This is a genomic window from Nonomuraea turcica (assembly GCF_030718205.1).
Lineage (GTDB): Bacteria > Actinomycetota > Actinomycetes > Streptosporangiales > Streptosporangiaceae > Nonomuraea.
The window spans coordinates 1-14061 of the sequence record NZ_JAUZQF010000048.1; the positions used below are offsets into that span (position 1 = coordinate 1).

Here is a 14061-nt window from a genome sequence, read left to right on the forward strand (position 1 = left end):
GCGAACGTAGTCCCCGCGGGGCTTGTGGAGCGCCCGGTGCCCTGAGAGGGGCACGCCGGGTGCGGGAGGCGGCTCGGAGAAACCCACCGGTGGCGACATCGGCAGGGCGCTCCGGGCCGACCTCACCATACCGAGTGAACTCGCAGATTGGAGGCCGACCATGCCGGGTGTGTAGTTCCTGATCAGTTTTCAAGATCGGTCCCCGCCCCGACGTGCGCCTGTGGGTCTTGCCCAATGGGGTGCGAAGCTCGGGGAAGACGCCCAAGGGCCCCTGTTCCGTCTGGGGGAGCAACCGGGCAAGGGAAAACCGGACGGGTGAACGCGAGTGAACCCTTCGATGAGGCCTCGTCAAAGAGAGCCCTGGGCGACGGGATGAGGACCAGGGTGGCAGGGCCTGGCTGCTGGAAGAGGCGGCAAGTGGCGTCCAGTCCCCCTGTGCTGGACGTGTGAACACCGCTGGCCTCGGGGTTGAGAAGGGCGCCCTCCCCGGTCGTATCTCGTGTGCGCGGAACGTGGAAACCCCGTCGAGGTCCAGACCGCCGTGGTGGTCTGGTAGGCCGATCGCAAGCGGGGCGGAACTCCTCGGCGGGACAGGATGCCCAAGAAGCGGATGCCGGTGGCCGAAAGGCAACTGGACCTGACGACGGTATGGCTGCTCCTTCAGGCAGTCCGTTGCGGGGAACCGGCCGGATGCCGGACATGGCGTCCGGGCCCGAAAGGGCGCTGACGTGGGCAGGTGAGCCTTTGAACGCCGAGGCCGCGGGCCTTTCGAACCGAGGGGCAAGTTGGACACCATCACGGTGAACGGACCCGAGGGCATTCACGACTGGGACACCATCGACTGGCGGACCCATGAGCTGAACGTAGTGAGGCTGCGGCGCAGGATCTTCAAGGCGACGCGGGAACAGGACTGGGCCACGGTCCGGTCCTTGCAGAAGATGATGCTGAGGTCCTGGTCGAACACGCTGGTCAGCGTCCGCCAGGTCACTCAACGCAACACCGGGCGCCGGACACCCGGGATCGACGGCGAGGTCGCTCTGACCTCGCACGCCAGGGCGGAGGCGGCGGTGACCCGCGGCGCCTTCACCTCAATCGCCCCAGCGCTGGTCAGAACCTCGCGGGGCTGATGGGAACCGTTACGGACAACCATGCGGTGGCCCCGGTCGTCGCGCGCGTCGGCGAACCGGGTGATGTAGGCGTCGACTTCGGCCTGAAGCGCCTCGGCCAGCATCCGCCGGGCGCTCCCCCGCACGATCTCATCGATCAACGACGAACCGGCGGCTCTACCGTCGGTCGGGCACGATCGCACCCCGCCGAGGTGTAGTGGCGGGATGCGGGCACAGTCCGAAGACGGTCGGGTGGGTCAGGGGTGGGAGGGCTGGACGAGGAGGCGGGACGGCTTGTAGTGGACGAAGGCGGAGGCGTCGAGCGACAGGGCGGCGGCCGCGTCGTTCAGTGACTGTGCCGTGGTGGCGGGCCAGTGGCCGGTGCTGACGCGCTGCTCGATGGTCTGGAGTGAGGCGACGTACTCGGAGGCCGAGAAGTTGCAGTGGCCGACGCGGTGCACGTACGCCTGACGCAGGAGGTGCGGCCGCCCCGCGGAGCGCACGGCGGCGGCGTACTCGTTCTCCTGTTCGACCGGGACGAGCTGGTCGGAGATGGTGTGGATGGACAGGGCCGGGACCTTGAGGCGGCCGGTGGGTTCGGAGGTCTGGGTCATCAAGGCCAGCGGCTCCGGCTCGACCTGCTTGGCGGCCTTGGCGGTGAGCAGGGTCAGATCGTCCTTCAGGTTCAGGCCCGCCTGGCGGTAGAGCGCCTTGATCTGCTTGAGGTTGGCCGACGAGCGGAGCAGTCGCGAGTGATCCAGGCCCTTGTTCCAGGCGCTGTCGCCGCCGGCGGCGAGGTCGATCCAGTAGCGGGCGCCGAAGGTGAAGTTGAGGACTCCCGAGGCGAACCACTGGTACTGCTGCAGTTGCTGGGCCGTGTAGTCGTGCGGCGCCGGCGGCGTCGCACCGGACGACCAGGCGGGGATGTTGTGCAGCGCCGCGACGAGGGCGATGCGGGCGCGTCCGGCGGGAGTGCTCTGGGCGTTCGTCACGGCTTGGGTGAGCTGGGAGGCGGCGGTGGAGGCCTCGTCGGGGGTGGTGTAGTTGGTGAGCTTGATGTTCTGGCCGGGCGCGAGCAGTGTCGCCACGGCGTGTCCGGCGTTGAGCTGGTAGTTGTTGAGGTCCACGCCGCCGGCGACGATGCCGCAGGTGTTGAGCACCCCGTCCACCGCGCCGGTTTCGGCGATCTTGGCGCTGACCAGGCCGCCCATGGACTGGCCGAGCGCGATGGTGAGGCGGGGACGGCCGATGATCTTCGAGACGGCGTCGAGGGTGTCGATCTGGTCCTGGACGGCGCTGCCCAGGGCCCACCAGGAGCCGGGCGCGTACGACGAGCCCGCCAGGGCGTAGCCGCGGGCGAGCAGCGCTTCACCCGCCGCGTCGCTGGGCCGGTTCCGCGGCACCAGGGGACCGAACCCGTGGCTGAACAGAACGAGCCGTCCGTTCCAGTTGGCCGGCACATCCGCGATCCATGTCGAGCCGTCGGGGAGCTTGCCGGTGTAGTGGGCGGGCTCGGCGCCCTGTTCCTGACCGGCCCGCGCGACGCCGGGGACCAGCGCGACGGTCGCCGTCAGAACGACGGCGGCGACCGCGCGCGACAGGGTCTGCATGGAAGATCCTTTCCGGCCACGAAGCGTGCCCCCGGAGACCTCATGGCTCATGCGAGATCGGGCGTCGCCGAAGTTAGACACTTATGCGACAGGCGTCAATAGTTTGCCGAACTTTGCCCGACCTTACACACTGTGATCGCGTTGCAGCGGCCCTATGTCTCACTTGCTTCATCCTCGCGCGTCCACCACCAGGTCTGGGCCGGGCGGCTCCAGGCGGCGTAGAGATCAAGGAGGCGGCGGCGGGCCCGCTCTCCGCTCCACTCGTCCGGCAGCAGCGTCGGCGGCAGCCCGGGGTCGGCCAGCAGCATGTGACGCCACTCGCGCAGCACCTCGCGGACGTCGAAGCGGTAGCTGCGGTGCATGTTGGCGGTATGGCCCAGGACGTGGCCGTTCAGCTCGACGATGCCGACCGGGTCGATGCCGTCGAAGACCAGCTCCACCCACTCGCCCGGGCCAGGCGCCTCGGCCTGGACCGTCGTCGAGTACCGCCAGTCGACACGATGTGCCCAACCCAGGGCGGCCTCAGTGCGATCCAGGTACGATCGGCGATGACACCCGCGGCAATGAGGTCCAGGTGTGCGCTGCCCGGCACCTGGGCCGGCAGGCGGCGTCCGGCGAGAAAGTCGGGCACCGGCCCGCCCACGGCAGCCAGGTGCCACCCGTCGTGGACCGTGGTACGCATCATCGGAACTGCTCCGATCGGTCGGCGGCGTGGGATCTCACCCCCAGACGTCTACTTACGTAGCAAATTTAATTAAGTCAACATTGCGGGCTGAAGTCGATCGCCTCGTCGGAGAAGCACCGTTCGTGCGTGGGTTGACCCGACCGATCTCTTCGGGCCGGTCAACCACTCAGCTGCGCCTGTAATCACTGCCCAGATTGTGCGCGAGGCCCCAGCTGCACTTTCGTAGACGTTCGGACAAAGGAGGGTTCCGCCCGGGTGCCACAGGCGCGCGGCGCCTCATCGGTACAGATGCGTTCGTCCGAGCCTCCGGGCGACGTCACACGGTGGTTGCGTCCGCCGTCTCGCCCTCGGGGGACAGTGGTTCGGCGCTGTCCGTCGGACGGCCGCCGTGGCCGAGGATCAATTCGCTCTGCAGGACGAGGACCGCCCCACCGATCGCCGCGGCGTCCGACCCGCTGACCGATGGCACGACCCGCACCCGGTGGGCCCGCCGCGCGAAGGTGCGGCGGTCCACCTCCTCCTGGATCACTGACTGGTAGATAGAACCGGCGACCGCGAAACTCGGCCCGGCGAGGACGACTGTGTCGAGGTCGAACAGGGTGGTCATGGTGACCGCGGCACAACCCAGATAGCGGGCCGACCGTTCGACCAAGCCTCGGGCGGCCGGGTCGCCGGCGTTCGCCGCGGCTGCGAGCCGCGTGAACTCGGTGAGGAAGTCGTCTCCGGCCGGATCGAGCGCCAGCCGCTGGCCAAGCCCGGGCGTCGTCAGCGCCTGCCTGACCAACGCGGCCGGGCCGGCGTAGTTCTCCAGGCAACCGCGGTTGCCACAAGGACACTCGTCCCCGTTGACGTCGATGGAGATGTGGCCGATCTCCACGCTGTTCGAGGAGCTGCCGCGATATACCTCTCCTGCGATCACCACGCCACCACCGATCCCGGTGGCCATGTAGATGCAGCCGTAGGTGCTGCGTGGCTCTACCGCACCCATCCAGTACTCACCGATCGCGGCCGCCGCCGCGTCGTTGTCCAACAGGACCGGCAGACCGAGGCTCTCGGCGAGACGGTCCGCGATCGGGTAACCGAACCACTCCTCGGTGGGCTGCGGGGTCAACAACACACCAGTCCGCCGATCCTGCGGCCCATAGCTGACCAAGCCAACCCCCAGCACCTTGTCACGTTCGACGCCCGCCGTGTCGAGCAGCGCGTTTACCTGCGTGGCCACCGACGACAGCCCGCGCTCCGGCGGCATCGACGACACTCCGCTGAACGACATCCTCGCGATCTGCCGGCCGGCCAGATCGACCACAACGATCACGCACGTATTGCGTTCCAGCTGCACCCCGACGCTGTAGCGGGCCGAAGGATTGAGCTGGACGAGCATCGGTCGCTTGCCACCCGTCGACGCCCCCAGCCCCGCCTCGACGACCAGACCGTCGACCATGAGCTCACGCACGACCTCGGAGATCGTCGGTGCCGTCAAACCGGTCGCCCCCACGAGCTCCCCCCGGCTGATCGCCCGTGCCGCCCGGATCAAGTCGAGCACCATTCCGCGGGTCTTCGTCCGAGTTGCCCAGATGGGGCTCGTCACCGTGCCACCTCCCACACCTGATGTACAAAAGCTACCTTATTTTCAGCGACCCGCCGGACGAGCAGCTCCACCGCCAAGCCCTTGAGCTGGGGTCCTATCCCGACCTCCAGGTGCCGTTCCTCCTGGCTATCCCTTCGTGATTGACCTTTATAACTTTGCTAACTAAGCATGCTGGAGCAGCTGTCCGCATCTATCTCGAACAGAGGGATCAGATGAAACATCGTCATGCGCTGCTCGCGTTCGGCGCCGTCGGAGTCCTGGCGCTAGGCAGCATGGCAGCGACCACACTCCCCTCCTCGGCTGCCGCCACTGGCTGCTCCGTCACGTACACCGTCCAGAGCCAGTGGCCTAGCGGATTCACCGCCAACGTGGCCATCACCAACCTCGGCTCCGCCGTCAGGGGGTGGACCTTGACGTTCGACTTCCCCAACGCCGACCAGAAGGTCACCCAAGGCTGGAGCGCCACCTGGACGCAGTCCGGGGCTCAAGTATCCGCCGCCAGCCTGAATTGGAACGGGTCACTGGACACCGGCGCGTCCACTTCCATCGGCTTCTCCGGAGCATGGAAGGGCGCCAACCCGGTACCGACCTCGTTCGCGCTCAACGGCACAATCTGCACCGGCTCGGTGACCACGCCGACCCCCACCACAACCACCAGTCCCTCCCCCAACCCCAGTGGTCCAGCACCACGCCTGCGGGTGTCCGGCAACAAGATCGTCACGTCGGACGGCAAGCCTTACCGTCTGCTCGGCGTGGACCGCTCAAGCGGCGAATACGCCTGCGTGCAAGGCAAAGGCCAATGGGACGGCGGCCCGGTCGACCAAGCCTCGGTCGATGCCATGAAGAGCTGGAACATCCACGCGGTGCGCCTGCCGTTGAACGAAGAATGCTGGCTCGGCGTCAACGGCTCGCCCAGCGGCGCCACCTACCAGCAGGGTGTGAAGGCCTACGTCAGCCTGCTGGTCGCCAACGGCATCACCCCGATCCTCGACCTGCACTGGACCTCGGGCGCCTACAGCAACGGGCCGGACTGGCACTGCAAGGACGCCACCGCGACGTGCCAGAAGCCGATGCCGGACGCGCAGTACGCCCCCCAGTTCTGGACCGGCGTCGCGAACACCTTCAAAGGCGACGACTCTGTCGTCTTCGATCTGTTCAACGAGCCGTACCCGGAGATCGGCAGCGACTGGAACAAGACCTTGGGCTGGCAGTGCCTGCGCGACGGCGGCACCTGCGCCGGCATTCCCTATGAGGTGGCCGGCATGCAGGACCTGGTCGACGCGGTCCGGGCAACCGGCGCGACCAACGTCCTCATGGTGGGCGGCCTGGAGTGGGCCAACGACATGCGGGAGTGGCTGGCATACAAGCCGAACGACCCGCTGAACAACATCGCCGCGTCCTGGCACGCGTACAGCTTCAACGCCTGCGCCACCGCGTCCTGCTGGGACACCCAAATCGCCCCGCTCGCCCAGCAGGTACCCGTAGTGCTCGGCGAGTTCGGCCAGGACAACTGCGGCTACGACTACATGGACACGCTGATGGACTGGGCCACCGCACACGGCCTGTCCCACCTGGCATGGACCTGGAACCCGTGGGGCTGCAGCACCGGCGCCGTCCTTATCAAGGACTGGAACGGTACCCCCGAACTCGGCGTCGGCGAAGGCTACAAGGCCCACTTGCTCACCCAAAACCCCTACACAACCCCGTAACCAACCCGTCCCAGGCGGCTGCCCAAAGCCCCGTACAACGCCGCCCCGACCGGATGTCCAATGCCAGGGCTGTCGAAATGCTGTGAGCAGAACACGAATCTGTGGTGGCCGCCGCACAGCACCACCGATCCGGCGAAGCCCAGAGCCTTCCCTGATCGCCTACCGTTCGTGGGCTCGCCGCGGGCCCTCAGCCCTGCGCATCTGGATCCCCGAGGCGTCCTGACCTCGCGAATTCGCCAGGGATGCGTTCTGCCACTCGCCGTGGACGATGTAGTACTGGATCGCGGTGAGCGTGCGGTGGCAAAGGTAGTCGCCGTTCTCGTGACTCAACCGAGTGGCCGCCGCACGGCTCAGTGCGTTGGAAGCGGCCTTCTCCAGATCGGGGTCGAGCGCGTGCCGTAGTGTCTTCACCGCCTCCTGCCGCAGCATGAGCCGGCCGACCTCCGTGTCGTGGCCTGGCACGGCGAAGCCGGTCGCTCCGGAGCACTCGTACGCGGCCTGAGCCTCCTGCCGCAGTGTCGCGTGCAGGCGCCTGAGCCGCTCGCGGGCCGCTGCGGCGCGGGCGCCTCGCTCGCCGGTGGCCAGTAGGTCGAGGGCTTCCTCCACGATATCTCCGTCGAGGCCGGTGGTGTACAGCGCCAGGTCCACGGCCATGCGGACGATCTCCGGCAGCTTGTCTGGTCCGGGGGCGGCGGCCAGTGCGGCTATCCGCGGATCGGCGGCGGCCAGTTCGCGCATCTGCTTGTCGAGGAACAGCGCGGGGGGTGACGTGGAGTCGGACGAGATCACCATTCGGTGGCGGCGCGCAAGCCACGCACGATCGACGCGGATGCCGGACAGGCGCTCGCCCAGGACAAAGGCGGCCGCTTTGCCGTTGCCGTGCCATTCGGCAGCGCTGACCGGCAGGGAGTCCAACCAGCCGGCAACGGCGTCCGCTCATCGCCGGTGGCGGCGAACAACTCCATCGGGTCGAACGTGGCCAGGATCTCTCCGCGAGCCGCGAAGGTGACAGAGACGTGGAGGTTGACGGTCCAACTCAGGCCCAGCGCCTCTCCACCTGAGGCGGTCAGCCGCCGTAGCAGCGCCGTGTCGGCGCCCCAGCACGACATCGGCTCGATCAGAACCGCCCCATCGCCCTCCACGGCGAACAGCGCCGCCCGCCCGGACGTTTCGTCGTCCTCGTTCTCGTCGTTCTCGTCCTCCTCACAGGAGTCCCAGAGCGTCGCCTGGACCCGGCTCCAGTCGGCATTCACCACCTCGCCGCAGGGATCGGCACCGATGTCGCGCAGTGCCTGGTCGGCAGCGATGCCCTTCATCCAGATGAGGCCCGCCGGGTCGGGGAAGACGTCGTCAATGTCCGCGTAGTCGCTCATGGCCTCTCGTCCGCTCACCAGGGTCTCCGGCACGGGCCGAGGCCTGTGCCGGAGACCGCTCGCCGATCAATCTAACTGATCAGTTGGGACCGATGGGATTGTCGACCCCATCGATACTGCAGCCTCGGAAATCGGAGATCTCTTCGGAGTACAGCGCCTCCGTGGCCACGATGCCCGGGGCTCCGCTCGCCGGGCGTGAATGCCCTAGCTGGATGACGTCCACCCAGAAGGGCGAGCGCTCTCTGATGCGGTTTCTCTGGTAGAAGACCGACAACCGGGAATTCGTCGCACGAGTCCGGTCTGGAGTACGCCCCTTCGTACAGCGTGCACGCCGGAATCGCCACGTTACGGTTCTTGCGGTGTATTTCTGTGTCCCGCGTCCGGTGCAGACACCCGCCGGGCTGTCCCGCTACGTAATTGCAGCCGGGATTGTTGACGTTCCAGCCGCCCGGAATCTTCTTGGTCGGCCATCCAGGGGGATTGGGCTTGCTGTTCTGAGGGTCGTACAGCGCCGTATAGATGTTCTCCACGCTCTTCTCGACGCATTTCCTTCCTCTGTCGGTGTCGTTGGCATTGAGGATGAAGATGGGAGCCACGGATCCGACGATGCATCCTCCAGCGTGTGCCGCGATCCAGTCGGCGCTGTCGCAGATGAAGGTCTGGACGTGTTTCTTCTCCCGGAAGCGCGGATGGAAGTACCACATCAGGTCGGTGATGTCTGGGTTGTCGATGTAGCGAACGAAGGGTTGCACGGCGCAGGTGCCGACTTTGTCCGGATGGTCGAGTCCATCCCAGGGCACGCTCAGCGTGAATTCGAAGTCGCCTCCGCCGGCCCAATCGGTGATCTTGGCAGTTCTGCCATGAGTGCCGTCCTTGACGACTCCGCCCTCGACGTAGGTGGTCTTGCAGTTGAGACCGTTCTGGCCGAGCCCCAGGTTTAGCCGGCGAGATCCCCAGTCGGCGTGCCTCTGGCCTGGCCGTGCTGATCGGCATCCAGTACCGCGCCCGAGCCCAAGGCATCACCCTCGCCCTGGCCAATCCGCGCCCGTACACCTCCCACGTCCTGCGCATCACCGGTCTGGACCGCGGCCTACAGATGATGGCCTGACCGAACGCGCACCCACAGTCCGGCCTGCATCCACACTGACGTTCACCGCTTACGCAGGGACGCCGACCGTCACGATCGTGGCCAGGCCGTGCCGCCCAGCAAACGGGCATGTCCCGGTGTATCACGCATCTCGCATCGTGCGCGGAAAGGCCCACCCATCGTCATCGCCCTCATCGGCGCTCGCAGACCGGTCCCCACGGGCATTTCCTGGTCCAAGCCGGTCCATCCCGGCGGGGTGGGGCCGCTGGTACTTCTCGATGGGGCCAGCCACCTATGCTTGTCTGTCCCGCTTGTACGGGCCTGCGAAGCATTGGGGTCCTGCCGTGGTCCTGCCATCTGCTCCGGACCAGGACCGGTTCATCAACTCTGAGCGGAGGACCGGAAACCCCCAGCTCAGGCCATACGCGCGAGTTTTGATGCGGCGTTGTACAGGATCGGCAACGCGTTCAGAAGGCTCAGAGGTCGATTTCGGCGAGGTGGTCGGCGCTTCCGCCGCACCATTCGACCAGGAAGAGGGTCGCGTCATCAGTTGTCGTCCCCTTCCTCTGGCGCATCAGGGTGTGAGAGAGGCTTCGTACCATCTCCTGCACGCTTCTCGACATAGGCCCAACGTGCTCGATGGAGCTGATCAGACGTTCTTCGCCGAACTGCTCACCACCGATCTCGTGCTCTTCGACAACACCATCGGTGTAGAACAGCACCCGATCGTGGCGCACGAGCTGGCGCGTGTTGATCTGCGGGGCGGCACCGCCAAAACCGACCGGAAGGGTGCCCGCACCCTCCAACGCCTCGATGACCCGGTTGCCGCGGATCAGCAACGGCGCCGGGTGCCCTGCGTTGACCCATTCCAAGTAACCCGACCCGATATCCAGACGCGCCATCTGTGCCGTGACGAACTGATCGGGACCGAACTGCTCATTGATGGCGGTATCCATAAATTCGTACAACTCGGCAAGCCCGACGTTGGCGCGTCTGGCGTGCCGGTAGGCGCCAATGGCCACGGTCGCCAGCACGGCGGCGTTCATGCCATGGCCCATCGCATCGATGACGGCGATGTGCAGGACTTCGTCGTTGAGGGCGTAGTCCAAGCTATCCCCGGCGACGTCGTAGGCGGGCTCCATGATTCCGGCAACCGCGACCTGCGGGATGGCCATGGACAACGGGGGCAACAGCGACCACTGGATCTCCGCGGACACGCTCATCGGCTTGCGACGCCGTGCCAGGAAGAACCGGTCTGTATAACTGTTCTTGGTAACGAGCATGTCGGCGACCAGGCCGGCCAGCCGTCGCAGCAATCGGCGGTCGTCGTCGTCGACGCTGCTAAGGGTCAGGGCCATCACCCCAACCTCGTCACTGCCATCGAGCAGCGGCAGAAACATCCGGATGCCGCCGGCCACCGGATGCTCCACCCTCCTCTCGCTGACAAAAGCCTCACCTGCCCATGACCCGTCAATGGGCAGAGGATCGCCGCCCGTGAGCCCCCTGCCCGGCAGCGGCACCAACATCACCTGGTCATAGTCCTGCAGCAGAATCGATACATCCCAGCCACCGATCCTGCGCACCTCCTCCGCCACCAGCGGAGCGATGAGCTGTGGCGGCATAGAGTGAGCCCGGTCCAGCAACTGCCCCAGCAGCCGCTCACCGAAGCCTTCCGACCGGTCCACCGCAACCCTGCTGCGGGCCCCCGGCACACGTCCCGTCATGACTGATTCAGTTCCCCCGTACTAGATTTTCTCTCTGCCGGGATCCGGCTTTGACCCAACGCCGGACTTTTACGCGGCTGGCTGAGGGCACCGTCCGGCTGGCCAATGTCAGGGCATGTCGGGGCAACCGCCCGCTACAGGTACTGGCCCGCCTCGGCGCTGTCCGTCTTCGACACACGCGCCGACACCACGTTGGCGAGGTTGATGACCACGCCGTGCACGTCGGCCTCACGCTCATATCTCGCCCGCATCAACACCAGGCTGCGCCGCTCGTCCACAGCACGAGCGATCGCCGTCACCGCCTCCGGCTCCCCGTCGAAGTCCCCGCTCACCACGGACACGTCTTCACCGCCCACCAGGCGGAATCGAATGATCAGTGTGACGTTTTCAGACACGGCCGGCTCCTTTCGCCAGCGTCGACAAGGGGTACCTGCCCAGTGTCGAACGCTGTAGGCAGCAGCCCTCCACATCCGCCTACCGCACCACGGACGCGGCGCCCTCCAGCCGAGTAATAATCGCGTCCGGGGCTGGGTCGTCAAGATCGCCGGCTGGGCAGCGCGGCTCGTCCGCGTCGTCGACCTCGACGACCAGGTGGGAGCGTGCCGCCGGGTGTTCGCCAGCGACACCGGTTGGACCGTGGTACGCGGAAGCAGTCTTGAGGAAGGGGAGAGCCAGGGACTGCCCGTGTGGAGCCGACACGTAGGCGACCCATCCTCAAGAGCAACATCACGCGCCGCGTGGACTACGCCCTGTTCATGGTCGAGGCGCTGACGAAGGACGAACTCGTCCACGAGAACCTCGCGATCGTCGGCTGCCAGACGCCTTCGGCCCTCGCGCGTACCAGAGGCACATAGGTTGCCGGCGACGACCTGATCCTGGAATTGCGCTGAGGGGACACCGGCCGTACTTGCCGGAAGGTACCTGCGGGGCATACAGGTCGCCCACGAGGGCCCGGTGATCGCGATCGCTGGGTCGCCGCCCAGCACCGGAGCCTGGCTGGCGCCGCCTCTCGCCTTCGGCCGTCGAACAGACACGGGCCGATCACCCCAGCCGAACCCGTGGCCTGCCCGACCACTATGCCTCCCGACACCGTGGCCACCGCCAGAGCATTGCCGGCGGCACCGCTGCTGCCGGCCAGGCCAGCACGCGTGGCCGCCGGGTTACCGGCCTGCGGCATGATCATGAATGGCTTCCGGCCCAGAACGCCACCGAGTCGATCACGCTGGCGGATGTCGAGTTCGATGATCCGCGGCTGGGCCGGTGCGGGGAGGGGGAAGCGTTGGCGCGGAGGGTGAACCGCGCCTTTCGTACTGATGTCAGTCTGTGGGCCCCAGCCCGGCGATCCGTTGCTCGCGAACGTCCTGCAGTGCCCGCAGGTAGCCGATCTCCAAGGCGCGACAGATCAGGTTGTTCATCTCGGGTGAGCCGTCGAGTCGACCCCAGCTGGAGAATTCGTTGGCCACCGCCTCATCGGCCAACCGCTCGTCACCGGCATCACCAGGACGTGGACCGTCGTAGCGGATCCGGCCGATGAACTCGCTCCATTCCTCCAGTTCAGCACGCGCGTCATCATCGTCGCTCATACTGGCCATGGTTACCCATGATCACTTTCTGTGCGAGCTCATCCAGCAAGTCTGGTGATGAAGCACTCTCTTCGGAGAGGCAGTAGCCGAGAAGATCAAACAGCGCCTCGCCCAGCTCCTTCGTACGGCCAAGGCGACGCCCCTGCCGCCGAAGCCTCGCCTACCCCCTGTAGTGGTGCTCAGTCACCCGCTTCCGCATCGAGCTGCCTACCACTCACGCCGGCGTCGAGGAGGTGCGCTCCGGCATCGTGCAGGGTGATGCCGTAGCCGCCTGGCGCGTGGCCAGGAGGCGTCCACTCGTTCGTCGCCGTGATCGCCTTGAAGCGGGTATCACGGGTCGGGCCGTCACCGACGAGGTGGCCGCGCAGCTGGCCGTCACGGTCGTACACAGCCCAGCGGCCGGCGCCCACCTGTGGCATGGCAGCCGGGTTGTCCTTGAGCCACTGCGCGTTGGCCGCGTGATCGGGCCGCTTGTCGATCTCATTGGTGACGAGCGCTGCCCTGCCGGTCATCGGCCTGTTGTGGGTCTGTTCCATGGTCTGCCCTTCGGTGTACGTCGGTGCCGGCTGGATCGCTGAGAGCGTCATCACCGCGGGACGCGGGGCTGCCGAGCCGACCGGACTCGGCGCCCGCAAGCGGGCACTCCCCCGCGATCCCCTGAGCGATCCAGAAGTGATCAGCCGCTGCCAGAGCCGGAGCGTACGGCAGGTCCTCTGCTCGGGACGGCGGCGGCGCCGGGGTCGTCCCCGCCGAGATCGAGCCGGAAGGGCGGGTATCGGTCGGTCATCAAGGCTGCGTAGCCGGCGACCCGCAGCCCCCAGCGGTTCAGGCCGAGGATGAGGTCGAACAGTGGCCGGGGGTACTGGCCGGTGACGGCGAGCACGATCCCGGCAACCAGGACGAGCAGTGCGACCAGACCGCCGCCGCCCCAACTCCAGGCCTCGCCACCGGCCTGCGAGCTGATCCAGGCGCTGCCGCTGAACAGGATCCCGACGATCAGGAGGTGCGGGATGGCCAGGAGCCACTTGACCAGAACGAGAGCGCGGTGCAGCCGCGCTGGGTACTCGACACTCAGTCCGGCCGGGTAGCTGGGAACCTCTGCCAGGGCGAACGGCGGGTAACGGTCGGTGCCGAGCGCGTCATAGGCGTAGTAGCCCACTCGCCAGCTCCACCGTATGACGCCGACGTTGAAGTCGAAGATCGGCCGCGGGTACCGGCCGGTGATGACGATCGCGACCAGCGCGACGAGGCTGAGCAGGCAGAAAGCGATCCACAACGGGATCAGTATCAGCATGTGTGGCACGATCAGCAGCCATTTCACCAGCCACAGCCAACGCGACAAAGAGCCGTCCTGCTGGGCGCGCACCCGGATCGGGTACGGCCGTTCCTCAGGGGTGGGGGCTCGCGGGGTCAGCGGGGTTGTCGAACTCATGACCGTTCCTCTCTTGTCAGAGTCGAAGGAGGACAGCGATCGCGCGACCTCTGCCGTGGTGCGCCTCACACGCCGCCGACGCCTGTCCTCGGCGCGGCCTGGTTGCGTGTACGTGATGGCCGCGGGAATCTCACTCGGCGGGTACGGCCCCGTCGATGACCCCT

General features: G+C 66.9%; 15 protein-coding genes and 1 pseudogene. 5 read left to right on the forward strand and 11 right to left on the reverse strand.

Annotated features, from left to right (window positions below; translation table 11 throughout):
• The first annotated feature begins 800 nt into the window (after positions 1-800).
• The gene (locus Q9G87_RS57570) at positions 801-1127 is read left to right on the forward strand and encodes a reverse transcriptase N-terminal domain-containing protein (RefSeq protein WP_371826004.1); all 327 of its coding nucleotides are present in this window, start codon (positions 801-803) and stop codon (positions 1125-1127) included.
• On the opposite strand, the pseudogene Q9G87_RS57575 reads toward Q9G87_RS57570, so the two are convergent.
• The 4 genes and pseudogenes from Q9G87_RS57575 to Q9G87_RS57590 all read right to left on the reverse strand — a co-directional run.
• Positions 1070-1309, reverse strand: a pseudogene (locus Q9G87_RS57575) (transposase); the annotation flags it as partial. The gene Q9G87_RS57570 and the pseudogene Q9G87_RS57575 sit on opposite strands and share 58 nt — an antisense overlap.
• A gap of 54 nt (positions 1310-1363) precedes the next feature.
• Positions 1364-2716 (reverse strand): hypothetical protein, encoded by a 1353-nt coding sequence (locus tag Q9G87_RS57580; protein WP_305925168.1) that lies wholly within the window; start codon positions 2714-2716, stop codon positions 1364-1366.
• A 152-nt stretch (positions 2717-2868) separates the two neighbouring features.
• Positions 2869-3375: a glycosyl hydrolase 2 galactose-binding domain-containing protein gene (locus tag Q9G87_RS61215; protein WP_371826000.1), complete on the reverse strand. Its 507-nt coding sequence runs from the start codon at positions 3373-3375 to the stop codon at positions 2869-2871.
• Between the two features lie 342 nt (positions 3376-3717).
• Positions 3718-4989, reverse strand: a complete 1272-nt coding sequence (locus tag Q9G87_RS57590) for an ROK family protein (RefSeq protein WP_305925170.1) — start codon at positions 4987-4989, stop codon at positions 3718-3720.
• Positions 4990-5201: 212 nt separating this feature from the next.
• On the opposite strand from Q9G87_RS57590, the gene Q9G87_RS57595 reads away from it, so the two are divergent.
• A complete protein-coding gene (locus Q9G87_RS57595; RefSeq protein ID WP_305925171.1) occupies positions 5202-6698 on the forward strand; it encodes a cellulase family glycosylhydrolase in 1497 nt (498 codons plus the stop codon).
• Between the two features lie 159 nt (positions 6699-6857).
• Here the strand turns inward: Q9G87_RS57595 and Q9G87_RS57600 are convergent, their stop codons facing one another.
• Positions 6858-7490, reverse strand: coding sequence for a hypothetical protein (locus tag Q9G87_RS57600; protein ID WP_305925172.1), 633 nt, complete (start codon positions 7488-7490; stop codon positions 6858-6860).
• Positions 7484-8104: a DUF6461 domain-containing protein gene (locus tag Q9G87_RS57605; RefSeq protein ID WP_305925173.1), complete on the reverse strand. Its 621-nt coding sequence runs from the start codon at positions 8102-8104 to the stop codon at positions 7484-7486. Before Q9G87_RS57605 ends, Q9G87_RS57600 begins: the two co-directional genes overlap by 7 nt.
• A gap of 326 nt (positions 8105-8430) precedes the next feature.
• Here Q9G87_RS57605 and Q9G87_RS57610 point away from each other — a divergent pair, with 326 nt between their 5' ends.
• Entirely contained in the window at positions 8431-9012 is a 582-nt protein-coding gene (locus Q9G87_RS57610; RefSeq protein ID WP_305925174.1) for a hypothetical protein, read from the forward strand.
• A gap of 38 nt (positions 9013-9050) precedes the next feature.
• Positions 9051-9179, forward strand: a complete 129-nt coding sequence (locus Q9G87_RS57615) for an STAS domain-containing protein (RefSeq protein ID WP_305925175.1) — start codon at positions 9051-9053, stop codon at positions 9177-9179.
• Positions 9180-9634: 455 nt separating this feature from the next.
• Here the strand turns inward: Q9G87_RS57615 and Q9G87_RS57620 are convergent, their stop codons facing one another.
• Positions 9635-10882 carry a PP2C family protein-serine/threonine phosphatase gene (locus Q9G87_RS57620; RefSeq protein WP_305925176.1) on the reverse strand — a complete coding sequence of 416 codons (1248 nt, stop codon included), beginning with the start codon at positions 10880-10882 and terminating at the stop codon, positions 9635-9637.
• 134 nt (positions 10883-11016) lie between these two features.
• Positions 11017-11277, reverse strand: coding sequence for a hypothetical protein (locus Q9G87_RS57625; RefSeq protein WP_305925177.1), 261 nt, complete (start codon positions 11275-11277; stop codon positions 11017-11019).
• 291 nt (positions 11278-11568) lie between these two features.
• On the opposite strand from Q9G87_RS57625, the gene Q9G87_RS57630 reads away from it, so the two are divergent.
• A complete protein-coding gene (locus tag Q9G87_RS57630) occupies positions 11569-11736 on the forward strand; it encodes a hypothetical protein (protein ID WP_305925178.1) in 168 nt (55 codons plus the stop codon).
• 462 nt (positions 11737-12198) lie between these two features.
• Here the strand turns inward: Q9G87_RS57630 and Q9G87_RS57635 are convergent, their stop codons facing one another.
• From Q9G87_RS57635 to Q9G87_RS57645, 3 genes are all read right to left on the reverse strand, one after another.
• The gene (locus Q9G87_RS57635) at positions 12199-12465 is read right to left on the reverse strand and encodes a hypothetical protein (RefSeq protein WP_305925179.1); all 267 of its coding nucleotides are present in this window, start codon (positions 12463-12465) and stop codon (positions 12199-12201) included.
• Between the two features lie 179 nt (positions 12466-12644).
• Entirely contained in the window at positions 12645-13001 is a 357-nt protein-coding gene (locus Q9G87_RS57640) for a hypothetical protein (RefSeq protein ID WP_305925180.1), read from the reverse strand.
• 140 nt (positions 13002-13141) lie between these two features.
• Positions 13142-13897 carry a DUF4389 domain-containing protein gene (locus tag Q9G87_RS57645; protein ID WP_305925181.1) on the reverse strand — a complete coding sequence of 252 codons (756 nt, stop codon included), beginning with the start codon at positions 13895-13897 and terminating at the stop codon, positions 13142-13144.
• Positions 13898-14061: the final 164 nt, after the last annotated feature.

Coding starts and splice junctions, on each gene's coding strand:
- Q9G87_RS57580 (WP_305925168.1), bottom strand. CDS start 2,716: ATGCAGACCCTGTCGCGCGCGGTCGCCGCCGTCGTTCTGACGGCGACC.
- Q9G87_RS57595 (WP_305925171.1), top strand. CDS start 5,202: ATGAAACATCGTCATGCGCTGCTCGCGTTCGGCGCCGTCGGAGTCCTG.
- Q9G87_RS57600 (WP_305925172.1), bottom strand. CDS start 7,490: ATGGTGATCTCGTCCGACTCCACGTCACCCCCCGCGCTGTTCCTCGAC.
- Q9G87_RS57620 (WP_305925176.1), bottom strand. CDS start 10,882: ATGACGGGACGTGTGCCGGGGGCCCGCAGCAGGGTTGCGGTGGACCGG.
- Q9G87_RS57635 (WP_305925179.1), bottom strand. CDS start 12,465: ATGAGCGACGATGATGACGCGCGTGCTGAACTGGAGGAATGGAGCGAG.
- Q9G87_RS57640 (WP_305925180.1), bottom strand. CDS start 13,001: ATGGAACAGACCCACAACAGGCCGATGACCGGCAGGGCAGCGCTCGTC.
- Q9G87_RS57645 (WP_305925181.1), bottom strand. CDS start 13,897: ATGAGTTCGACAACCCCGCTGACCCCGCGAGCCCCCACCCCTGAGGAA.